Source organism: Citrobacter sp. Cpo089 (assembly GCF_030332695.1).
GTDB classification, from domain to species: Bacteria; Pseudomonadota; Gammaproteobacteria; order Enterobacterales; family Enterobacteriaceae; genus Citrobacter; species Citrobacter portucalensis.
In genome coordinates this window covers 275,379-298,133 of sequence record NZ_JAOWHJ010000054.1, presented here as the reverse complement: position 1 = coordinate 298,133, position 22,755 = coordinate 275,379, and the positions used below count along the sequence as shown (strand labels likewise).

Below are 22,755 nucleotides of genomic sequence, written 5' to 3'. Positions count from 1 at the left end.
TCAAGTTGCATGTACGTTGGCTTTACTCGGCCTTTGGCGTCACCGCCTTCCTGCAACTTGAATTATTTAGAGTATGTAGACAGAAAAAAGCAAAACGCCGCCATCCAGCCTTCTCAGGCCTTCTAAGCGGCGTTTTTAGCGTACAGGCGAATCAGAACTGCATCAGTTCTGCTTCTTTCTCTGCCAGCGCCGCATCAACTTTCTTGATTGCTGCGTCAGTCAGTTTCTGTACGTCGTCCTGAGAACGGCGATCGTCATCTTCGCTGATCTCTTTTTCTTTCAACAACGCTTTCACTTTGTCGTTTGCATCACGGCGTACGTTACGTACCGCAACACGCGCGCCTTCAGCTTCACCACGTACGATCTTGGTCAGATCTTTACGACGTTCTTCGGTCAGCGGCGGCAGCGGAACGCGGATGTCAGAGCCCGCAGAGCTTGGATTCAGACCGAGGTCGGAAGCCATGATTGCTTTCTCAACGGCTGGACCCATAGAACGGTCAAATACGTTGATTTTCAGGGTACGGGAATCTTCAACCGTTACGCTTGCCAGCTGGCGCAGCGGAGTCGGCGTGCCGTAATATTCCACGACAATACCATCCAGCAGGCTAGGAGAAGCACGACCCGTGCGAATTTTGCTGATTTGGTTTTTGAACGCTTCGACGCATTTGTCCATGCGTACTTCAGCATCTTTTCTGATATCGTTGATCACGTTACGAATCCTTGAAAGCTTGTTTCAGTCAGACCATACCCGCCACGCAAGATGTGACAAGTATAGTCTTGATTAATTTTGAGGGACGTATCCCGCGACATTAAAGCGGAATATTACCTGCATTTAGCCGCAACGGGAATTATTCCGTGATTAACGTGCCTTCTTTTTCACCCATAACAACACGGCGCAGTGCACCTGGTTTGTTCATGTTAAAGACACGAATCGGTAATTTGTGGTCACGAGCCAGCGTGAACGCGGCAAGATCCATTACTTTCAGCTCTTTATCCAGTACTTCAGTGTAGGTCAACTGTTCGTACATAGTCGCCGTTGGATCTTTAGCCGGGTCGGCAGTAAATACGCCATCGACTTTGGTGGCTTTCAGAACCACATCCGCTTCAATTTCAATACCGCGCAGGCAGGCTGCAGAATCGGTGGTGAAGAACGGATTGCCGGTACCCGCAGACAAAATAACAACGCGGTTGTTACGCAGCAGGCTGATAGCTTCAGCCCAGCTGTAGTTATCACACACGCCGTTCAGAGGAATTGCGGACATCAAGCGAGCGTTCACATAGGCGCGGTGAAGCGCATCGCGCATCGCCAGACCGTTCATTACGGTGGCTAACATGCCCATGTGGTCGCCCACAACGCGGTTCATCCCCGCTTTCGCCAGACCAGCGCCACGGAACAGGTTACCACCACCAATCACTACGCCAACCTGAATACCCAGCTCAACCAGCTCTTTGATTTCCTGAGCCATGCGGTCGAGGATGCTTGCATCAATACCGAAGCCTTCTGAACCTTGCAGAGCTTCGCCACTTAACTTAAGCAGAATACGTTTGTAGACGGGTTTTGCATTGGTAGCCATGTTTCTTTCCTGAGACTGTCAACGAATGAGATGAGTTAATTCCGGCGACATTGTATGTCGCTTTTCAGCATGACCACTATAGCGGTTCGCTGAATTTACAAGCCAGACACAAAAAGAAGCCGCCCTCAGGCGGCTCCTTTAAAAATTAAGACTGCTTGGACATCGCAGCAACTTCTGCTGCAAAGTCAGTCTCAACTTTCTCGATGCCTTCACCCACTTCAAAGCGGATGAAACCAGTTACGTCAGCGTTATGCTCTTTCAGCAGCTGACCAACAGATTTGCTCGGTTCCATGACGAAAGGCTGACCGGTCAGAGAAACTTCGCCGGTGAATTTCTTCATGCGGCCTTCAACCATTTTCTCTGCGATTTCTTTCGGCTTGCCAGACTGCATAGCGATGTCCAGCTGAACCTGGTATTCTTTTTCTACCACTTCAGCAGAAACGTCTTCCGGCTTAACAAATTCTGGTTTGCTTGCAGCAACGTGCATTGCCAGCTGTTTAACCAGTTCTTCGTCAGCGCCAGTTGCAGCAACCAGAACACCGATACGAGCACCATGCTGGTAGTTACCCAGAACTTCGCCTTCCAGGGAAGCAACGCGACGGATGTTGATGTTCTCACCGATTTTAGCAACCAGAGCAACACGTTCTTCTTCGAACTGTGCTTTCAGAACTTCAACGTCAGTGATTTTGCCAGCAACGGCAGCGTCCAATACTTTGTCAGCAAATGCCTGGAAACCAGCATCTTTAGCAACGAAGTCAGTCTGGCAGTTAACTTCCAGAATGAAAGCGATGTTGCCGTCGATTTTGGTTTTGATTACGCCGTCAGCAGCAACGTTGCCTGCTTTTTTCGCCGCTTTGATTGCACCGGACTTACGCATGTTTTCGATTGCCAGCTCGATGTCGCCATTAGCTTCAGTCAGTGCTTTTTTGCAATCCATCATGCCTGCGCCAGTACGCTCACGCAGCTCTTTTACCAGGGATGCGGTAATTTCAGCCATTCTAAAATCCTCGGAAGATTTGATCTGCCCGGCATGAAACCGCACAGATTTAAAAGTGAAAAAGGGGGCCATATACAGGCCCCCTAACCAAACGTGATACTACCTGGTCTATAAGGGCTCTAACGAGCGTGCCTTATTATTCAGCTTCTACGAAGCTTTCTTCCGCCTGGGAAGCCAGATCCTGAGAACGGCCTTCACGAACGGTAGTAGCTACAGCACCCAGGTACAGGGTCACAGCACGGATTGCGTCGTCGTTACCCGGGATAACGAAGTCAACACCGTCCGGATCAGAGTTGGTATCAACGATAGCAAATACTGGGATACCCAGGTTGTTTGCTTCTTTGATAGCAATGTGCTCGTGGTCAGCATCGATTACGAACAGAGCGTCCGGCAGACCGCCCATGTCTTTGATACCGCCCAGGCTGTTTTCCAGTTTCTCAAGCTCACGAGTACGCATCAGCGCTTCTTTCTTGGTCAGCTTTTCGAAAGTACCGTCCTGAGACTGAGTTTCCAGATCTTTCAGACGTTTGATGGACTGACGAACGGTTTTCCAGTTAGTCAGCATACCGCCCAGCCAGCGATGGTTCACGAAGAACTGGTCGCAGCTGTTAGCAGCTTCTTTCACCGCTTCGCTTGCAGCGCGTTTAGTACCAACGAAAAGGATTTTACCTTTACGAGCAGAGATCTTGTTCAGTTCAGCCAGAGCTTCGTTGAACATCGGTACAGTTTTCTCAAGGTTGATGATGTGAACTTTGTTACGCGCACCGAAGATGAACGGCTTCATTTTCGGGTTCCAGTAACGGGTCTGGTGACCGAAGTGAACACCAGCCTTGAGCATGTCGCGCATGGAAACAGTTGCCATGATTAAAACCTCTATATATAAAAGTTGGGGTTAAGCCTCCACGCATCCCATATTACCGACCCCAAAGGGCACCCCGGAATATGTGCCGATACGTGTGTGTTGTTACACAAAGTGAGATTTGTCGCTCCCGTCCATCGTGTGTAGTCTTCGAATGGATCGGAAGTCCGGCGCGCTTTATACCACAAATACGCCACCGACACCAATAATTGTTGGCGGTCTGTGCTGAATGAACGATGAATTTCGTGTTACAGGAAGGCGGCAAAATTTTGAATCCCCGGGAGCTTACAACCAGTAAGTGACTGGGGTGAAAAAATGTAGCCAACGCATTTGTGGCACGAAAGGCGAAGTTCAGAATGATTCTCAATTTGGCAGGGTACACCCCAGACTGATACCATTGACAGCACTTACACAATTATTGTCGAAATAATCGACACTGATGGACAGAATTTATGGCTATCTCAATCAAGACCCCTGAAGAAATCGAAAAAATGCGCGTCGCTGGCCGCCTGGCCGCTGATGTACTGGAAATGATCGCGCCGTTTGTTAAACCGGGCGTCAGCACCGGCGAGTTGGATCGCCTCTGTAATGACTATATCGTGAATGAGCAGCAGGCCATTTCCGCCTGCCTGGGCTATCACGGCTATCCGAAATCCGTATGTATCTCTATTAATGAAGTGGTGTGCCACGGGATCCCGGACGACGCCAAACTTCTGAAAGACGGCGACATCGTCAACATCGACGTAACCGTGATTAAAGACGAGTACCACGGCGATACCTCCAAGATGTTTATCGTCGGCAAACCTACTATTCTGGGCGAGCGTCTGTGCCGCGTCACACAGGAAAGCCTGTATCTGGCGCTGCGAATGGTAAAACCGGGCATTCGCCTGCGCACGCTGGGCGCTGCTATTCAGAAATACGCGGAAGGCGAAGGTTTCTCTGTCGTTCGTGAATACTGCGGTCACGGTATCGGTCGCGGCTTCCATGAAGAGCCACAGGTTCTGCACTACGATGCAGACGACGGTGGTGTGGTACTGCAACCGGGCATGACGTTCACCATAGAACCGATGCTGAATGCCGGTGATTACCGCATCCGCACCATGAAAGATGGCTGGACGGTGAAAACCAAAGACCGGAGCTTGTCTGCACAGTACGAGCATACTATTGTAGTGACGGAAAACGGCTGTGAAATTCTGACGTTACGCAAGGATGACACCATCCCGGCGATCATCACACACGGCGAATAATGTTTTGCCTGATGGCGATGCATTCGCATCTTATCAGGCCTACAAATTGTACTACTTAGTAGGCCGGATAAGGCGTTCACGCCATCATCCGGCTTTTTAATGGGTGGCGCATAATGAATACTCTTCCTGAACAGCACGCAAATACTGCCCTCCCCACCCTGCCAGGCCAACCGCAAAACCCAGGGACATGGCCACAGCAAGATCTCAACTGCTCCGGCATTAAAGCGCATATTGACACCTTCCAGAGCTGGTTAGGCGAAGCGTTTGACAGTGGAATTTCCGCAGAACAGCTCATTGAGGCCCGCACCGAATTTATTGACCAACTGCTACAGCGTTTGTGGATAGAAGCTGGGTTCGGGCAAATAGCCGATCTGGCGCTGGTTGCCGTTGGCGGCTACGGGCGAGGCGAACTGCACCCGCTTTCCGATATTGACCTGCTGATCCTGAGTCGTAAAAAGCTGCCTGATGCGCAGGCCGAGAAAGTCGGTGAGCTGTTAACGCTGCTATGGGACGTGAGGCTGGAGGTTGGACATAGCGTGCGTACGCTGGAAGAGTGTCTGCTGGAAGGATTATCAGATTTAACCGTCGCCACCAACCTGATTGAAACTCGCCTGCTGATCGGCGATGTGGCGCTGTTTCTAGAGCTGCAAAAGCATATTTTTAGCGAAGGTTTCTGGCCTTCCGACAAGTTTTACGCCGCCAAAGTGGAAGAGCAGAATCAGCGCCACCAGCGCTATCACGGCACTAGCTACAACCTGGAGCCGGATATCAAAAGCAGTCCCGGCGGCCTGCGCGATATCCATACCCTGCAGTGGGTGGCCCGTCGCCATTTTGGCGCCACCTCACTGGACGAAATGGTCGGTTTCGGCTTTTTGACGCTGGCAGAACGTGCCGAGCTCAATGAATGTTTGCATATCCTGTGGCGGATTCGCTTCGCCCTGCATCTGGTCGTTAGTCGTTACGACAACCGCCTGCTGTTTGACCGCCAGCTCAGCGTGGCGCAACGGCTAAACTACGGCGGCGAAGGCAACGAACCTATCGAGCGGATGATGAAAGACTATTTCCGCGTCACCCGACGGGTCAGCGAACTGAATCACATGCTGTTGCAACTGTTCGACGAGGCGATCCTCGCCATGCCCGCCGATGAAAAACCTCGCCCGATTGATGACGACTTCCAACTGCGCGGCACGTTGATCGATCTGCGCAACGACGATCTGTTTATCCGCAAACCCGAAGCGATACTGCGGATGTTTTACATCATGGTGCGTAACAGCGCGATCAGCGGGATTTACTCCACCACGTTGCGCCATCTGCGTCATGCCCGCCGTCATTTAACCCAACCGCTGTGCTACATCCCGGAAGCGCGATCGCTGTTTCTCAGTATGTTACGCCATCCGGGCGCGGTGAGCCGCGGTCTGCTGCCGATGCATCGCCACAGCGTGTTGTGGGCCTATATGCCGCAATGGTCGCATATTGTCGGCCAAATGCAGTTTGACCTGTTTCATGCCTATACGGTGGATGAACACACCATCCGCGTAATGCTCAAGCTGGAAAGTTTTGCCAACGAAGAGACCCGTCAGCGCCATCCGCTGTGTGTGGATCTATGGCCGCGTCTGCGACAGCCGGAGTTGATTCTGATTGCCGCGCTGTTCCACGATATCGCCAAAGGCCGCGGCGGCGATCACTCGGTGCTCGGCGCTCAGGACGTGCTCAAGTTCGCCGAACTGCACGGCCTGAATTCCCGCGAAACGCAGCTGATCGTGTGGCTGGTGCGCCAACATTTGCTGATGTCGGTGACCGCTCAGCGCCGCGATATTCAGGATCCCGAAGTGATCAAGCAATTCGCCGAAGAGGTACAAACGGAACACCGTCTGCGCTTTTTGGTGTGTCTGACCGTCGCGGATATTTGCGCCACCAACGAAACGCTGTGGAATAGCTGGAAGCAAAGCCTGCTACGCGAGCTGTACTTCGCAACGGAAAAACAACTGCGTCGTGGCATGCAAAATACGCCGGATATGCGTGAGCGTGTACGCCATCATCAGCTTCAGGCGCTGGCGCTACTGCGAATGGACAACATTGATGAAGAAGCGTTGCACCACATCTGGTCACGCTGTCGCGCCAACTACTTCGTGCGTCACAGCCCAAATCAGCTGGCCTGGCATGCGCGCCATCTGCTGCAACACGATCTCAGCAAGCCGCTGATCCTGCTCAGCCCACAGGCCACGCGCGGCGGGACAGAAATTTTCATCTGGAGCCCTGACCGTCCTTACCTGTTTGCCGCCGTCTGCGCTGAACTGGACAGGCGTAATCTTAGCGTCCATGATGCGCAGATTTTCACTACCCGCGATGGGATGGCGATGGATACGTTCATCGTACTGGAACCGGACGGCAGCCCGCTGTCTTCAGACCGACATGAAGCGATCCGTTTTGGACTGGAACAGGCCATCACGCAGCGCAGTTGGCAGCCACCGCAACCGCGTCGCCAGCCGGCAAAATTACGCCACTTTACCGTCGATACTGAGGTCACCTTTTTGCCGACCCATACCGACCGAAAATCATTCCTGGAGCTTATCGCTCTCGACCAGCCCGGCCTGCTGGCGCGGGTCGGGCAGATTTTTGCCGATCTGGGAATTTCGCTGCATGGCGCCCGAATTACAACCATTGGCGAGCGAGTAGAAGATTTATTCATAATCGCCACCGCCGACCGGCGCGCCCTTAATAATGAGCTGCAGCAGGAAGTGCATCAACGGTTGACAGAGGCCCTCAATCCAAACGATAAAGGGTGATGTTTTTATTTATTATGGAAAGAGTTTAACAATGCAGCAGTTACAGAACGTTATTGAGTCCGCTTTCGAGCGCCGTGCCGACATTACTCCGGCAAATGTAGATACCGTAACCCGCGAAGCGGTGAATCAGGTTATTTCTTTACTGGATTCCGGTGCACTGCGCGTCGCAGAGAAGATTGAGGGTCAGTGGGTCACGCATCAGTGGCTGAAAAAGGCGGTCCTGCTCTCTTTCCGTATTAACGATAATCAGGTCATCGAAGGTGCGGAAAGCCGTTACTTCGATAAAGTACCGATGAAATTCGCCAACTATGACGAAGCGCGCTTCCAGAAGGAAGGTTTCCGTGTGGTTCCGCCTGCGGCCGTGCGTCAGGGTGCGTTTATCGCCCGTAACACCGTGCTGATGCCATCTTACGTAAACATCGGCGCTTATGTTGATGAAGGTACGATGGTTGATACCTGGGCGACAGTCGGTTCCTGCGCGCAAATCGGTAAAAACGTACACCTGTCCGGCGGCGTTGGCATCGGCGGCGTACTGGAGCCGTTACAGGCTAACCCGACCATCATCGAAGACAACTGCTTCATCGGCGCACGTTCTGAAGTGGTTGAAGGCGTAATCGTCGAAGAAGGCTCTGTTATTTCTATGGGCGTGTACATCGGTCAGAGCACCCGTATTTACGATCGTGAAACTGGCGAAGTGCATTATGGTCGCGTTCCGGCAGGCTCCGTGGTCGTCTCCGGCAACCTGCCGTCGAAAGATGGCAAATACAGCCTGTACTGCGCGGTGATTGTGAAGAAAGTCGATGCCAAAACGCGTGGCAAAGTGGGAATCAACGAGCTGTTACGCACCATCGACTAACAGCGATTTGAAAAAGCGGGCTTAGCCCGCTTTTTTTACATCTGCGAGTGGCATAAACAAGGCTTTTCGTTAATTATTCAATGGTTATAGTGAGCTTAAGGGTACCGCTATGTATGACAATCTGAAAAGTCTGGGCATTACTAATCCTGAAGAGATCGATCGTTACAGCCTGCGGCAAGAAGCCAACAACGATATCCTGAAAATCTATTTCCAGAAGGATAAAGGCGAGTTTTTTGCCAAGAGCGTGAAGTTCAAATATCCCCGTCAGCGCAAAACGGTGGTTGCCGATGGCGTCGGCCAGGGTTACAAAGAAGTGCAGGAGATCAGTCCCAACCTGCGCTATGTGATCGACGAACTGGATCAGATCTGCCAGCGCGATCGCAGCGAAGTCGATCTTAAACGCAAGATCCTTGATGATTTACGTCATCTTGAAAGCGTTGTGACCAACAAGATCAGCGAAATTGAAGCCGATCTCGAAAAACTGACGCGTAAATAAGCCGTTTGTTGCCTGATGGCGGCGTCTTACGCCTTATCCGGCCTACAGGTATATCCTCGTAGGCCTGATAAGCTAGCGCCATCAGGCAATTAATCAATGCTGTTCATCCAGTTGTAACGCCACATACAGCAGCAGTCGGTCGTCAAAGTTTCCCAGATCCAGCCCGGTCAGTTCTGAAATACGATTCAGGCGATATTCCAGCGTATTGCGGTGAATAAACAGTGCCTTTGAGGTGGCCAGCGGCTGGACGTTATGACGAAACCATGCCGCCAATGTCCGACGCAGCAACCCGTTGTTATCCATCGCCTTCAGCCTCACCAAAGGACGCGCCAGCTCATTGGCCTGCCAGCCACCGCGCAGGCTGTCCAGCAGCACTGGCAGCATCAAATCCTGATAGAAATAGCTACGGCTTTCCGGCATCCGCTGTTTACCGACCATCATGGTAGTGCGCGCCGTACGATACGAACGGGCAATGCTACCGGGCCCGGTAAAATAGTTGCCCAGCGATACGCGAAACCGCAGCTGTCCGTTTTCTTTCATACGGGCAATAAGCTGCTCAACGCGCTTACGATGATCTTCAGCGTCCCAGCGGCCAAACTGATTGAGCGCCGGTTTCAGCACCACCATCTCAGTCAGAGAAACAATCGCAATCAGATTATTACGTTCGGGCGTAGTCAACGCATTCTGCAATTGCTGTAGCTCCGCCATTGCACTGTCGACGCCAAGCTGGCCACTATCGACCTCCAATACCGCCACCACGCGCGGCTGGTTCAAATCAATGCCTAAACGCTGAGCCCATTCCATCAGCGCTGGCGTATTCTCTTCCGCCTGAATCAGGTTCATCACCAGCTCTTCACGCAGACGGCTATCCTGCGCTAACAGATGCATCAAGCGCGACTGTTCCAGCATCATCTCGGCGGTCATACACACTAACTCGCCGTATTTGCGCAGATGTTCCGGCTCGCCGGTAAGGCCGATAACGCCAACGATTTCGCCTTCCAGACGCAGCGGCAGGTTTATCCCCTGTCGTACACCGTGCAAGTGACGTGCAACCGCATCGTCGATATCGACCACCCGCCCTTGCGAAAGCACCAGCAGTGCGCCTTCGTGCAATTCACCAATACGTTCGCGATCGCCGCTGCCGATTATCCGCCCACGGGCATCCATTACGTTGATATTGGTATCAATGATGCGCATGGTACGCGCCACGATATCCTGCGCCATTTTGGTATCAAGATGCCAACCAGCCATAAAACCCTCCTGTGAGCAGAGCTCAAGCATAGGGAAGATAATAAGCGGCGACATTGTGCAAATGCACAAAGCGAAAGGGAGAAGTATGGAGTTGTGGGAAGTATCACAAAAAGAAACCCCTTCCTGTGCAGGAAGGGGTTCAGGGAGATTACTGCATCAACAGATAGATGGAGCTGTCACCGCGCTGAATGTTCAGCGCCAGCACAGCCGGTTTGCTGTCGAGGATTTTGCGCAGTTCAGCGATGTTTTTCACCGGTTGCTGGTTCGCGCCGATAATCACATCCCCTTTCTTCAGGCCAATCTGTGCAGCCGGAGAATTCGGTTTCACGTCGCTTACCACGACACCTTTATCCTGGCCTTTGTTGCTCATATCGGCACCTTCGATGCCTTTAAAGATAGAGCTGGAGTCAACCTGAGTCTGGCTGCTCTGCTGCAATTCCAGGTTCACGGTGACCGGCTTACCGTCACGCAGCAGACCCAGGGTGATTTTGCTGCCAACCGGCATCGTACCGACCTGCGCACGCAGGGCGGCGAAGCTGCTGATCGGTTTGCCATTCAGGGAGGTAATCACATCCCCAGCTTTAATCCCCGCTTTCGCTGCGGAAGAGTTCGGCATCACCTGGCTGACGAATGCGCCACGCTGGGCGTCAACTTTCATCGCTTTCGCCAGCTCAGAGCTCAGCTCGGTACCCATAATGCCCAGCTCACCGCGTTTAACCTGGCCAAACTCAACCATCTGCGAGGTCAGGTTTTTCACCATGTTGCTTGGGATCGCAAAACCGATACCGATGTTACCGCCGTCCGGCGCGAGGATCGCGGTGTTAATACCGATCAGCTCACCGTTCAGGTTGACCAGCGCACCACCGGAGTTACCCCGATTGATCGCAGCATCCGTCTGAATAAAGTTTTCATAGTTCTCCGCATTCAGGCCACTACGTCCCAGCGCAGAAACAATACCGGAAGTCACCGTTTCGCCGAGGCCAAACGGGTTACCAATTGCCACGGTGTAATCACCCACGCGCAGCGCATCGGAATCTGCCAGCTTAATCGCCGTCAGGTTTTTCGGATCCTGAATTTGGATCAGCGCGATATCGGAGCGCGGATCTTTACCCACGATCTTCGCGTCAAATTTACGACCATCGCTTAACTGAACTTTAATCACCGTGGCGTTATCTACCACGTGGTTATTGGTCACGACATACCCTTTCGCGGCATCAATAATTACGCCGGAACCGAGTGCCATAAATTTCTGCTGCTGGCCGCCGCCATTGTCAGCGCCCGGTGCGCCGCCCTGGCAGAACGGCGAACTCTGGAACGGAGAACCGTCCTGGCAGAACGGTGAATTATCACCGAAGAACTGCTGGAAATTACGCGGCATGCGCGGCGTATTTACCGTCGTGCTCCCCTCGACGTTAATACTTACCACCGATGGCATCACTTTTTCGAGCATCGGGGCCAGGCTTGGCATCTGTTGGGCGGTCATTGCTGAAGACGACGTCTCAGCCGCTGTAGCAGACAGGGGGGACAACGCCAAACCTAAACTCAGAGCCAGTGCACTCATTGCTAATGTGGTTTTTTTCATGTGTTTCGTTCTCGATTAACAGGTAACGCAAAATTGCTGTATACGTCAGAGTCGTTTTATAGCGCTAAGTTCCAGAATTAAGTTTAAGGAAAAAGTAAAATTTTATTGTCCGTCTTTACAAATGAGTGTTTATTGTTCTACGGCCATCAAGCGACGATATTCATCCCAGGCATACAAATCTGTCATTCCGCTGATATAATCCTGGATCAGTCGGCAGCGATAATAATATTCCAGAACCGAATACTCGGCGCACCCCGTCGATATTTTACTAACTGCCTCAACATACGCAAGACGATGGCGGGTAGACAATTTCTGAAATAAACGGGATTCGATAGGAAAACGTTTTACTCTTTCATTGTCGACCAGTTCAGAAAAATCTGACTGAGACATTTTTAATAACGGCTGATAGATCTCCAGCAACCCGCTGATCACCCGATAGCCCTGTAGTTCCAGTTGTTCAACATCCGGATGGCTAAACACATGTTTTACCGCCACATTTTTATAAACACCCAGTAACTGGCTGAAGCTACTGGCATCTTCTAGCAGCGCATGATTAAAGCTGCCTTCATAAATCTGCGGCAAATTATCAATAAACCGCTGGGCCGCATATGGCACCAGTTTATTCAGCGTATTGACGCGTAAATACATAAAGAACTGATCTTCGGTACTCCGGCTTAATGTATTTGAACGTGACTTCTCCCAGGCGTTCTCAACAACCTGGCTAAACAGAGAACCTTTTTCATGCTGCCCCCACGCCTCATGCAGGTGGTGATAAAGTTGCTCGACGCTAAAGATTCTTTTCTCAACGGCATCTTCCAGATCCGCCACGCAATAAGAGATATCATCGGCAGCTTCCATAATCCAGGTTAATGGAAAGCGACTGTAAGGCGCTAATGATAATTCTTTACGCAACCGCTCAATATACGGTTCTTCAGAAAGGTAATAACCCGGTTTCTTCATTAAATAGTTGTGCGTCTCGGGTGCACTGCCGCGCCACCACGCCGGACGGGTATATTTTAAAATACCGCCGACCTGCGCCCAGGTAAGGTTCATACGCATCAACGTATGCACAAGGCGAATACCCTGTGCATTGCCTTCAAAATGGCACAGGTCCTGGCGCACCTTGCGGCGAATATCATTCAGCGACTCCTCGCCTTCACGCAATCGTAATGCCGTCACCTGGCAACGGTCATCACTTAGGGGCTGGCTTTCTGCGTCTGCGGGATACAGTCGCTGGCGAAACCAGTCATTAATTGCCGCCTCCCCGAAATGGCCAAACGGCGGATTACCAATGTCATGCATCAGGCAGGACATTTCGACAATACTCTCAAATGGCCCTGTCAGTTCATCCAGGCCATACTGCTCCAGCAGCTTTAGTTCTTTCAGTCGGCTGAGGATCTCTTTCGCGATATAGCGCCCAACCTGCTGAACTTCCATCGAGTGCGTCAAGCGCGTGCGTACTGCCGCATTACGCTCCAGCGGAAAGACCTGCGTTTTTTGTTGCAGTCGGCGAATGGCCGGTGAATTGATAATACGTCCGCGATCGCTTTCGAAAATACGCAGGATCTCATGCTCAGTCTTCACGCCCTGCGGCGAACGGTAACGACGATGCCAGTTTATTTTTTTTCGGAAATCGATCTGTGCCATGTCCTCTCCCGCCTGAGAAATGCGCTACCCCTTAAGCGCATGATAGACTATGCCCTCAAATCTGGCTTATCGCGAGTAAATCTATGAAAATCGGCATCATTGGTGCAATGGAAGAAGAAGTTACGCTGCTGCGTGACAAAATCGAAAACCGTCAGACCATCGCGCTCGGCGGTTGTGAAATTTACACCGGCCAACTGAACGGTACAGAGGTTGCGCTGCTGAAATCGGGTATCGGTAAAGTGGCTGCGGCACTGGGCGCTACGCTGTTGCTTGAACGCTGCAAGCCGGACGCCATCATTAATACCGGTTCTGCGGGTGGCCTGGCCTCTACGCTGAAAGTCGGGGATATCGTAGTTTCTGACGAAGCGCGCTATCACGACGCCGACGTCACTGCCTTTGGCTATGAATTTGGTCAACTACCGGGCTGCCCGGCTGGTTTTAAAGCCGATCCTGCGTTGATTGCTGCCGCAGAGTCTTGCATCGCCGAACTCAATCTGAACGCCGTTCGCGGACTTATCGTCAGTGGCGATGCCTTCATTAATGGTTCCGTGGGACTAGCTAAAATTAAGCATAACTTCCCGCAGGCGATTGCCGTTGAGATGGAAGCGACCGCAATTGCGCACGTTTGCCACAACTTTAACGTGCCATTTGTCGTGGTTCGCGCTATCTCTGACGTTGCCGATCAGCAGTCCCATCTCAGCTTTGACGAATTCCTGGTGGTTGCCGCGAAGCAGTCAAGTCTGATGGTTGAAACGCTGGTACAGAAACTGGCGCATGGCTAAATTACTCTCCAGGGCGCTGGTCGCCCTGCTTTTCACTCTCCCGGCGTTCCTTTACGCCGCGCCGCGTGTTGTGACGCTTTCTCCTGCCAATACTGAACTCGCTTTTGCCGCTGGCATTACCCCCGTTGGCGTCAGCAGCTATTCAAACTACCCGCCAGAAGCCAAAAATATTGAGGAAGTCTCAACCTGGCAAGGGATGAATCTTGAACGTATTGTGGCGCTGAAACCTGATTTGGTTGTCGCCTGGCGCGGGGGAAATGCTGAGCGGCAGGTGAATCAACTGACCTCTCTGGGTATTAAGGTCATCTGGGTGGACGCCGTTACTATTGAGCAGGTTGCCGATGCGCTACGCCAATTAGCGGCATGGAGCCCCAAGCCTGAACAAGCTAAACAGGCGGCGCAAACCATGCTTGATGACTATGCTTTACTTAAATCTCAGTATGCCAACAAACCGAAAAAACGCGTGTTTCTCCAGTTTGGTGCCAATCCTCTGTTTACCAGTGGAAAAGGTTCTATTCAGCACGAAGTTCTTGAGGTCTGCGGCGGAGAAAACATCTTTGCCGGTAGTCGGGTTCCCTGGCCGCAGGTTAGCCGTGAGCAGGTCCTGGCACGAGCCCCCCAGGCTATTGTTGCCACAGGCGGTCCGGGTGAAACTCTGAAAATTGAGCAATACTGGGGAAACCAGCTAAAAATACCCATTATTACACTTAATAGTGACTGGTTCGAACGCGCGAGCCCGCGTATTATCCTCGCCGCAAAACAACTCTGTAATGCGCTTTCACAGATAAATTAGCGCCTGCCCCACCAGGTCTGTTGTGAGGATTTAAAAATGCTCGTCTATTGGCTTGATATTGTCGGCACCGCGGTATTTGCAATCTCTGGCGTATTACTGGCCGGAAAATTACGTATGGATCCGTTTGGCGTCCTGGTACTCGGCGTGGTTACCGCCGTTGGTGGTGGTACGATCCGCGATATGGCGCTGGATAATGGACCGGTTTTTTGGGTTAAGGATCCGACCGATCTGGTGGTGGCGATGATCACCAGCATGCTGACGATCCTGTTGGTACGTCAACCAAGACGCATACCGAAATGGATCCTTCCGGTGCTGGATGCCGTTGGCCTGGCGGTGTTCGTGGGTATTGGCGTCAACAAGGCATTTCTCGCAGGAACAGGGCCGCTGGTGGCGATTTGTATGGGGGTGATTACCGGCGTTGGTGGTGGGATCATTCGCGATGTGTTAGCTCGTGAAGTCCCGATGATTTTGCGCACCGAGATCTACGCCACAGCCTGTATTATCGGCGGGATCGTGCATGCAACGGCGTTTTATACCTTTGATGTTTCACTGGAAAACGCCAGTATGATGGGGATGATTGTCACCCTGCTGATTCGGCTTGCCGCCATTCGCTGGCATCTGAAATTGCCGACGTTTGCGCTGGATGATAACGGGCGTTGATGTGACGATACAGAACACGTAGGCCGGATAAAGCGTTTACGCCGCCATCCGGCACATTGCCCGGTGGCGCTACGCTTACCGGGCCTACACCATCAGACCATCGGTATTACAGACAGCAATCAGATGCTGAAAGAAGAACCACACCCGCAGGTGCTTTTCGCATTCGGGTTAGTCACAACGAAGCGGGAACCTTCCAGACCTTCGGTATAGTCAACCGCGCCGCCCACCAGATATTGCAGACTCATCGGATCAACGACCAGACCAACACCTTGTTTCTCGATGGTCATATCACCTTCATTGACCTGATCATCAAAGGTGAAACCGTACTGGAAACCGCTGCAACCACCGCCAGTGATATACACGCGTAATTTCAGATTCGGGTTATCTTCGTCAGCGATCAGGCTTTTAACTTTATTGGCTGCTGCTTCAGTAAATTGCAGTGGCAGCGCTACGTCATCACTCATATTTTGCTCCAAACGACATCGGCAATTGGGTAAATTTCAACCCAATATTTTGGGCCATTATCTAATACCCTGGTATTTCGTTCAAGTATTCTCGCCAGCGGCAGTACCCTGGCTTTTTGCCGCCTGCTCCGCTTCCTGTTTTGCCAGCGTACGAGCCAGGATAGTCGAGTATAGCGGCTTTCCGCCCATAAATTGGGCTAATAGTGTTGCGCCAAGACAGGTAATAATCATTGGCAAAATGAGCTGATAGTTATCAGTCATCTCCAGCACCAGCACAATACCCGTTAGCGGCGCACGCACCGAAGCAGCCAACAAAGCCCCCATTCCGGCAATGGCAAAGGTTCCGGCCTCCAGGTGATACTGCGGAAAAGAGGCTGCCGCAGCCATACCGAACGCCGTACCAAGCAACGTGCCCAACGCCAGCATCGGGGCAAAGATCCCACCGGGCGCGCCGGATGAGAAGCACAGCAGCGTGGTGATCACCCGGGTGATAAATATAAACAGCAGTAGACCGACGCTAAAATTGCCTGCTGCGGCAATCGGGATCAGATTAAAGCCACCGCCTGCCGCTTCAGGTTGAATTAATCCGAGGATCCCGCACAGGCCACCGATCGCGCCGCCCATCAGCACCCATTTTTTAATTTCACCGCCGTGAAAACGCTGGAACATATCCTGGGTACGCAACACCATAGTGTTGAACAACGGCCCGACACAGCCAAAAATAAGTCCGAGCACCAGATACAGCCACAGTGTATTTACTGGCGCATTAGACAACTTTCCGACTTCAATAATCGGGGCTTCGCCGTTGAAAATACGAAACACAATGCTCGACATTATAACGCCGGTAAACACGGCTTTGATCGACACGAGGTTATAGCGAAACTGCGGGCGCATCTCTTCAATAATGAACAGGATCCCCGCCAGCGGAGCGTTAAACGCCGCCGAAAGACCCGCTGCCGCACCGGTAGCCAATAAGGTATGTCGCGCTTCTGCGCTACGCATACGGAAAATATCCAGCACCATGCGCCCGAGGTTACCACCAATCTGCACGGTCGGTCCTTCTCGCCCAAGCACCATGCCGGCTCCCAGCGTGCCCATGCCGCCAATAAATTTCACCGGCAGAACGCGCCACCAGCGCACCGGTCGCAGCTCTTCCAGCGCGCCTTCAATCTCTGGGATCCCCGAACCACCGGCTTCCGGCGCAAACTTACGCACCAGGAAATAGCCGACCATCGCCAGCAACGCGGAAAGAATAAACGCCAGCGGCCACAGCAGAATGTCATGGTCCGCAACCTGAGCCAGCGTGCCAATGCGCTGATTCTGCACCCAGGTCACCGCTTTCTCAAATGCCACGCCAACAAGCCCTGTCACTGTACCCACTACGGCAGCCATCAACAGGATCGCCAACGGCGTTTTGTCTCGTTCCAGGAGACGACGAATTTGATCCCTGCGGCGTAAACGCACAATTTGTTGTGCTTCAAAAGAGGGAGTGTCTGTCTTCATCAGATGATCATTAATTGGTAATACAAATACGGAATCGGCATTCTACTCGCACATTTCACGAAAATCCCCTGCAAATCGTATTGTTTCAAATGCGTAAAACTTTCATAACCTTCTCTGAATAACTAGAATAGCGGGCATTTACTTTTTCTACGAACCAGGACCCCATCCATGAGTAAGTCTGAAAATCTCTACAACGCAGCACGCGAACTTATCCCAGGCGGCGTTAACTCCCCCGTTCGCGCCTTTACTGGCGTGGGTGGTACTCCGCTGTTTATCGAAAAAGCCGACGGCGCGTATCTGTACGATGTCGATGGTAAAGCCTATGTTGACTACGTCGGTTCCTGGGGACCGATGGTGCTGGGCCATAATCACCCGGCAATCCGTAATGCGGTGATTGAAGCAGCGGAGCGCGGTTTAAGCTTCGGTGCACCGACCGAGATGGAAGTGAAAATGGCGGAGCTGGTCACCGAATTAGTGCCGACCATGGACATGGTGCGCATGGTGAACTCCGGTACGGAAGCGACAATGAGCGCCATCCGTCTGGCGCGCGGTTTCACCGGTCGCGATAAAATCATCAAATTTGAAGGCTGCTACCACGGCCATGCCGACTGCCTGCTGGTTAAGGCCGGTTCCGGCGCATTAACGCTGGGCCAGCCGAACTCTCCGGGCGTTCCGGCCGATTTCGCGAAACACACCCTGACCTGCACCTACAACGATCTCGCTTCAGTACGTGCGGCATTTGAACAGTATCCGCAGGGGATTGCGTGCATCATCGTTGAGCCGGTCGCCGGCAACATGAACTGCATCCCGCCGCTGCCGGAATTCCTGCCGGGCCTGCGTGCCCTGTGCGATGAGTTTGGCGCGCTGTTGATCATTGATGAAGTAATGACCGGTTTCCGCGTGGCGTTGGCCGGAGCGCAGGATTATTACGGCGTTGTGCCGGATCTGACCTGCCTCGGTAAAATCATCGGTGGTGGGATGCCCGTTGGCGCATTCGGTGGCCGCCGCGATGTGATGGACGCGCTGGCGCCGACCGGTCCGGTTTACCAGGCGGGGACGCTTTCCGGTAACCCAATCGCGATGGCGGCAGGTTATGCCTGTCTGACCGAAGTCGCCCAACCGGGTATTCATGAAACGCTGAACGAACTGACGACGCGTCTGGCGGAAGGTCTGCTGGAAGCTGCCGAAGAAGCGAATATTCCGCTGGTGGTTAACCATGTGGGCGGGATGTTCGGGATTTTCTTCACCGATGCAGAAACCGTAACCTGCTATCAGGATGTGATGGCATGTGACGTTGAACGCTTCAAGCGTTTCTTCCACATGATGCTGGATGAAGGAATTTATCTGGCGCCGTCCGCGTTCGAAGCAGGCTTTATGTCCGTGGCGCACAGTGAAGACGATATCAATAACACCATCGACGCCGCGCGCCGGGTGTTTGCGAAATTGTAAAAAAGAGAACGTGCAGATATGTAGGCCGGGTAAGGCGAAGCCGCCACCCGGCTTTTTTATTGCTGGATGTCGACGCAAAGCGTCTTATCCGGCCTACATAAAAGGGGTCAACCTCAGCGGCTCTGCTTTCTCAGCAGATAGATAAAGTACGGCGCGCCAATAAACGTCGACAATAACCCCGCCGGGATCTGATACGGAAACAGCACCATCCTGCCGCACCAGTCAGCAAAGACCAGCAACACGCCACCCGCCAGCGCCGAAATCAGCATATGCGGCATCGCCCGCCGAAAACCCATCATACGGGCAATATGCGGCGCCATCAGCCCGACAAAGCTCAACGGTCCAATGGTCATGGTGGCTGTCGCCGTCAACCCTGCCGCCAGCAGCAGTAACCCCACGCGCGACGGCGTGATTGCCATACCCACCGCCCGAGCCGTATCGCCGCCGAGCGGTAAAATTGTCAGCCAACGGCGGCACAGCGGCGTCAGCGCCAGCAGAATCACCATCACAATCCCGGTACGCAGTACCTGCTCTCCGCTCGCGTTATAGGTTGAACCGGAGATCCAGGTCAGCACGCCCGCCATGCGCGGATCGCCGCTGGCCTGCAGCATCATCAGCAGCATAGTAAACGCCGTACTGAGCGCCATGCCGGCCAGCAGCATACGGTGCGGTGAAAAACCACCGCGCCCGGCGGCAATCATAATGATAAGCAGAGTAGCCGCGGCCCCGAGGCTTCCGGCAGGCAGCAGCCAGCCAAAAGCATTTCCAGGGACCAAAAACAGCATGAGCACCACGCCAAATGCCGCACCGGAGCTAATGCCCAGCACTTCCGGACTGGCCATCGGATTGCCCGTCAGACGATGAATAATACAGCCCGCTACCGCCAGCATCACCCCGGCAATCAGGGCCGCCAGAATGCGAGGCCAGCGCCAGGGCATCAGCTCATCCAGCATCGCACCGCTGGCCCAAGTCCAGCCATGTGCGTCGCGGCCAAACGACAGCGCCACCACAAGGGTTAGCAGTAAAATTACGCCACCTGCCAGCGCAAACATCAGCACATTCTGACGTTCAGCGGCGATGCGATTACTGGCGTTCATATCCGGGGCGCTCATACTCCTTAAGCGCGGCAACAACCACAGCAGCAACGGTGCGCCAATCAGCGCCGTCACTGAACCGGTGGAGACTTCCATCCATACGCGGGTCAACCACAGAATGATTTGGTCGGAGAGCCAGAGGATCAACGCACCAATCAGCGGGGCCAGCACCAGACGAGCCAGCAAACGACGCGCACCGAGCATTTTCGCCAGCAGCGGTGCAAACAGGCCAATAAAGCCGATAATCCCAACCGCGTTAACCAGTAAGGCGCTGATAACAATGGCCAGCGATAACGCCGCCAGACGCGCCAGCGACAATGCCAGACCGAGGTTACGCGCCACGCCGTCATCCAGTCCCATCAGCGTCATTGGGCGTAATAACAACAGAGTCAGCATCACGCCGCCCAGCAGCTGCGGCCACAGACGTTGTACGCCGCTCCAGTCGGTTTGCGTTAGCGTGCCGCTGCTCCATAAAAACATGCTTTGCAGTTGATCGTGATGGAAGATAACCATCAACTGGTTAATCGCCCCGCAGTACAGGCTGACCACCAGCCCGGCAAGGATTAACGTCACCGGAGAAAGGCGCTTGCCCCAGGCAACGCCAAACACCAGCGCCCCAACGACACATGCTCCCGCCAGCGCCGCAAATTGCGTGGTCAGCGCACCTGGAATAGCCCACAGCGTGGTAACCGTAATGCCCAACTGCGCCCCGGTCGCAACGCCCAGTGTGGTTGGCTCCGCCAGAGGGTTACGCAACACCTGCTGAAACAATACGCCGACCAGCCCCAGCCCGGCGCCGACCAGCAGAGAAATCGCCAGCCTCGGCAGCAGGCTATAGTGAAAAACCATCTGCTCAATGATGTCGATATCCGGTGACCAGATAGCCTGTTGCCACTGACTGCGCGGTAGCGCAACGGAGAAGTTAACCCATGTCAGCCAGCAGGCAGCAACAAACAGAACAGCCAGCAGGAAAGTTGGGAACAACGCAATACGTTTACTCACGCTTTGCCTCCCAACGCATTATCCAGAATACGGGCAAAATGCATGGCCGATAGCGTTGCGCCATAAAACCAAACGGCAGGCACACGTTGAAAACGTCCGCTACGGACAAACGGCATCGCCTGCCATAATGGCGTAGACATCAGCGCAGCCATCTCTTTATCGTTGCCGTGATCAAAGCACAGCACATCGACATCCTTATAAGCAGCCAGACGGTCAATACTCACGGCAGTGCTACCCCAGAAGTTTGTTTCTCCCTGCCAGGCATTTGGGATCCCATATTCGTCCAGTACGTCCTGGAACAGGCTGTTTGAGCCAAACACCAGCATATGTCGCGAATCAAGCAAGGACGTAAGCAATACGGGGCGCGCGCCACGTTGAATGAAGCGCGGTTTCAGGCTGGCGATAAAACGATCGTACTCAGTCAAATGGCGTTCAGCAGAGGCTTGCAGATTGAACAATTGCGCCATTTCCTGCAGCGATTGTCGCGCAACGGCCAGCGGCTTTTTGCCATCGCTGAAGTTAAATCCCCGGCCAGGTGCAATCCGCGCCAGCTTTTCAGGGGAAGGACCATAGCCTGCCGACCAGAGCAGAAATGAGGGCTTCATTTCGGTCAGCAGTTCGAGATTGGGCTCCGTACGTAGCCCGACGTCAATCACCGAATCAGGCAGAGGAGGTTCACTGACCCACAGCTTGTAGTTAGGGATATCTGCGATGCCGTACGGCGTAATCCCCAGCGCCAGCAGCAGCTCTACCGGCAGCCATTCCAGCGCTACAATGCGCTGTGGATCAACCGCCGCGGCGTGCGCCGTATTCATCCGCCACAGCAGAGGCGACAGCGCCATCGCCGTAAGCAATCGCCGACGGGTAATATGATGTAATCCGATCATTAATAGACAAAACTCACGGGTGCGGCACCGGCCGGATGCGGCAAAATACCCATCGGGATACCGTAAATTTGTTCCAGAGTTTCACTGCGCATCAGTTCAGCTGGCGTTCCTTGAGAAATCATCTCACCGCCGCGCAGCGCAACGAGGTAATCGCAGTAGCGGGCCGCCATATTGATATCATGCAGCACCGCAACCACCGTCAGCCCGCGCTGCTGGCTTAAGCGGTGCACCAGCGCCAGCACGTCAACCTGATGGGCGATATCCAGCGCGGAAGTCGGTTCATCAAGCAGCAGACAGCGGCTGTCCTGCGCTACCAGCATGGCAATCCACGCGCGCTGGCGTTCACCACCGGACAGGCTATCGACCAGACGGTGCGCCAGCGGTTTTAAACCGACCAGCGAAATCGCTTCTTCTACTTTCTCTCTGTCGGCAACGCCAAAACGCCCCAGCGCCCCGTGCCATGGATAACGACCAATCGCCACCAGTTCACGCACTGTCATCCCTTCCGCCTGCGGTAACTGCTGCGGCAGATAGGCGACCTTGCGGGCAAACGCTTTGCTGCTCCAGCTCTCCAGCGGCTGTTCATCGAGCAGGATTTCACCTTCTGACGGCGGCTGATGACGTCCCAGCATTTTCAATAACGTCGATTTACCGGAACCGTTGTGGCCGATAAGACCAGTCACTTTTCCCACAGGAAAAGTTAATGAGAGAGGATGCAATAGCGTGCGGCCAGGCACACGAAAGGAGACATTACGCAACGCAAAAGTGGTGTCGGGATGGGATCTGTTTTCCTGCATAGCAGCCAACTTGTAAAACGGGCACGCAA

21 protein-coding genes are annotated in these 22,755 nt (G+C 53.3%); 8 read left to right on the top strand and 13 right to left on the bottom strand.

Features of this window, described 5'->3' with window-relative positions; genetic code table 11:
* Nucleotides 1–151 precede the first annotated feature (151 nt).
* The 4 genes from frr to rpsB all read right to left on the bottom strand — a co-directional run bounded on the left by frr (nt 152) and on the right by rpsB (nt 3,433).
* Nucleotides 152–709 carry a ribosome recycling factor gene (gene frr / locus OGX92_RS11310; RefSeq protein ID WP_003018547.1) on the bottom strand — a complete coding sequence of 186 codons (558 nt, stop codon included), beginning with the start codon at nt 707–709 and terminating at the stop codon, nt 152–154.
* Nucleotides 710–848: 139 nt separating this feature from the next.
* Nucleotides 849–1,574, bottom strand: coding sequence for a UMP kinase (gene pyrH, locus OGX92_RS11305; RefSeq protein ID WP_003018549.1), 726 nt, complete (start codon nt 1,572–1,574; stop codon nt 849–851).
* Nucleotides 1,575–1,719: 145 nt separating this feature from the next.
* Nucleotides 1,720–2,571, bottom strand: a complete 852-nt coding sequence (gene tsf / locus OGX92_RS11300) for a translation elongation factor Ts (protein WP_003018551.1) — start codon at nt 2,569–2,571, stop codon at nt 1,720–1,722.
* A 136-nt stretch (nt 2,572–2,707) separates the two neighbouring features.
* Nucleotides 2,708–3,433: a 30S ribosomal protein S2 gene (rpsB, locus tag OGX92_RS11295; protein ID WP_003018553.1), complete on the bottom strand. Its 726-nt coding sequence runs from the start codon at nt 3,431–3,433 to the stop codon at nt 2,708–2,710.
* A gap of 449 nt (nt 3,434–3,882) precedes the next feature.
* Here rpsB and map point away from each other — a divergent pair, with 449 nt between their 5' ends.
* The 4 genes from map to OGX92_RS11275 all read left to right on the top strand — a co-directional run bounded on the left by map (nt 3,883) and on the right by OGX92_RS11275 (nt 8,815).
* Nucleotides 3,883–4,677 carry a type I methionyl aminopeptidase gene (map, locus tag OGX92_RS11290; protein ID WP_003829182.1) on the top strand — a complete coding sequence of 265 codons (795 nt, stop codon included), beginning with the start codon at nt 3,883–3,885 and terminating at the stop codon, nt 4,675–4,677.
* 113 nt (nt 4,678–4,790) lie between these two features.
* Nucleotides 4,791–7,463, top strand: coding sequence for a bifunctional uridylyltransferase/uridylyl-removing protein GlnD (glnD, locus tag OGX92_RS11285; RefSeq protein ID WP_164563110.1), 2,673 nt, complete (start codon nt 4,791–4,793; stop codon nt 7,461–7,463).
* Between the two features lie 31 nt (nt 7,464–7,494).
* Nucleotides 7,495–8,319 (top strand): 2,3,4,5-tetrahydropyridine-2,6-dicarboxylate N-succinyltransferase, encoded by an 825-nt coding sequence (gene dapD, locus OGX92_RS11280; RefSeq protein ID WP_003829186.1) that lies wholly within the window; start codon nt 7,495–7,497, stop codon nt 8,317–8,319.
* A gap of 109 nt (nt 8,320–8,428) precedes the next feature.
* Nucleotides 8,429–8,815 carry a DUF3461 family protein gene (locus OGX92_RS11275; RefSeq protein ID WP_003018562.1) on the top strand — a complete coding sequence of 129 codons (387 nt, stop codon included), beginning with the start codon at nt 8,429–8,431 and terminating at the stop codon, nt 8,813–8,815.
* 93 nt (nt 8,816–8,908) lie between these two features.
* Here the strand turns inward: OGX92_RS11275 and cdaR are convergent, their stop codons facing one another.
* From cdaR to dgt, 3 genes are all read right to left on the bottom strand, one after another.
* Nucleotides 8,909–10,066, bottom strand: a complete 1,158-nt coding sequence (gene cdaR, locus OGX92_RS11270) for a DNA-binding transcriptional regulator CdaR (protein WP_003829189.1) — start codon at nt 10,064–10,066, stop codon at nt 8,909–8,911.
* Nucleotides 10,067–10,214: 148 nt separating this feature from the next.
* Nucleotides 10,215–11,648, bottom strand: a complete 1,434-nt coding sequence (gene degP, locus OGX92_RS11265; RefSeq protein ID WP_003829191.1) for a serine endoprotease DegP — start codon at nt 11,646–11,648, stop codon at nt 10,215–10,217.
* Between the two features lie 129 nt (nt 11,649–11,777).
* On the bottom strand, nt 11,778–13,295 hold the full coding sequence (dgt, locus tag OGX92_RS11260; protein ID WP_126956855.1) for a dGTPase: 1,518 nt from the start codon (nt 13,293–13,295) through the stop codon (nt 11,778–11,780).
* A gap of 83 nt (nt 13,296–13,378) precedes the next feature.
* Between dgt and mtnN the strand changes: the two genes are divergently transcribed.
* The 3 genes from mtnN to OGX92_RS11245 are packed head-to-tail and all read left to right on the top strand — an operon-like array spanning nt 13,379 to nt 15,530.
* A complete protein-coding gene (gene mtnN, locus OGX92_RS11255) occupies nt 13,379–14,077 on the top strand; it encodes a 5'-methylthioadenosine/S-adenosylhomocysteine nucleosidase (RefSeq protein ID WP_003829195.1) in 699 nt (232 codons plus the stop codon).
* Entirely contained in the window at nt 14,070–14,870 is an 801-nt protein-coding gene (gene btuF / locus OGX92_RS11250) for a vitamin B12 ABC transporter substrate-binding protein BtuF (protein ID WP_003829197.1), read from the top strand. The genes mtnN and btuF overlap by 8 nt, the downstream gene beginning before the upstream one ends.
* A 36-nt stretch (nt 14,871–14,906) precedes the next feature.
* On the top strand, nt 14,907–15,530 hold the full coding sequence (locus tag OGX92_RS11245) for a TRIC cation channel family protein (protein ID WP_003829199.1): 624 nt from the start codon (nt 14,907–14,909) through the stop codon (nt 15,528–15,530).
* A 119-nt stretch (nt 15,531–15,649) separates the two neighbouring features.
* Here the strand turns inward: OGX92_RS11245 and erpA are convergent, their stop codons facing one another.
* From erpA to clcA, 3 genes are read right to left on the bottom strand one after another with little or no spacing between them, the layout of a single operon-like run.
* Nucleotides 15,650–15,994, bottom strand: coding sequence for an iron-sulfur cluster insertion protein ErpA (gene erpA, locus OGX92_RS11240; RefSeq protein ID WP_008786260.1), 345 nt, complete (start codon nt 15,992–15,994; stop codon nt 15,650–15,652).
* A complete protein-coding gene (gene yadW, locus OGX92_RS11235; RefSeq protein WP_122973801.1) occupies nt 15,987–16,052 on the bottom strand; it encodes a small protein YadW in 66 nt (21 codons plus the stop codon). Before yadW ends, erpA begins: the two co-directional genes overlap by 8 nt.
* A 23-nt stretch (nt 16,053–16,075) precedes the next feature.
* On the bottom strand, nt 16,076–17,497 hold the full coding sequence (gene clcA, locus OGX92_RS11230; protein ID WP_063941135.1) for a H(+)/Cl(-) exchange transporter ClcA: 1,422 nt from the start codon (nt 17,495–17,497) through the stop codon (nt 16,076–16,078).
* Between the two features lie 168 nt (nt 17,498–17,665).
* Between clcA and hemL the strand changes: the two genes are divergently transcribed.
* Nucleotides 17,666–18,946 (top strand): glutamate-1-semialdehyde 2,1-aminomutase, encoded by a 1,281-nt coding sequence (gene hemL / locus OGX92_RS11225; RefSeq protein WP_257662309.1) that lies wholly within the window; start codon nt 17,666–17,668, stop codon nt 18,944–18,946.
* A 113-nt stretch (nt 18,947–19,059) separates the two neighbouring features.
* Here hemL and fhuB read toward each other — a convergent pair whose 3' ends face one another.
* Genes fhuB through fhuC form a run of 3 tightly spaced genes read right to left on the bottom strand, consistent with a single transcriptional unit; the run spans nt 19,060 to nt 22,726 of the window.
* A complete protein-coding gene (gene fhuB, locus OGX92_RS11220; protein ID WP_286586551.1) occupies nt 19,060–21,042 on the bottom strand; it encodes a Fe(3+)-hydroxamate ABC transporter permease FhuB in 1,983 nt (660 codons plus the stop codon).
* Complete coding sequence (fhuD, locus tag OGX92_RS11215) at nt 21,039–21,929, bottom strand: Fe(3+)-hydroxamate ABC transporter substrate-binding protein FhuD (RefSeq protein ID WP_063941132.1); 891 nt, start codon at nt 21,927–21,929, stop codon at nt 21,039–21,041. The genes fhuB and fhuD overlap by 4 nt, the downstream gene beginning before the upstream one ends.
* A complete protein-coding gene (fhuC, locus tag OGX92_RS11210; RefSeq protein WP_003829206.1) occupies nt 21,929–22,726 on the bottom strand; it encodes a Fe3+-hydroxamate ABC transporter ATP-binding protein FhuC in 798 nt (265 codons plus the stop codon). Before fhuC ends, fhuD begins: the two co-directional genes overlap by 1 nt.
* Nucleotides 22,727–22,755: the final 29 nt, after the last annotated feature.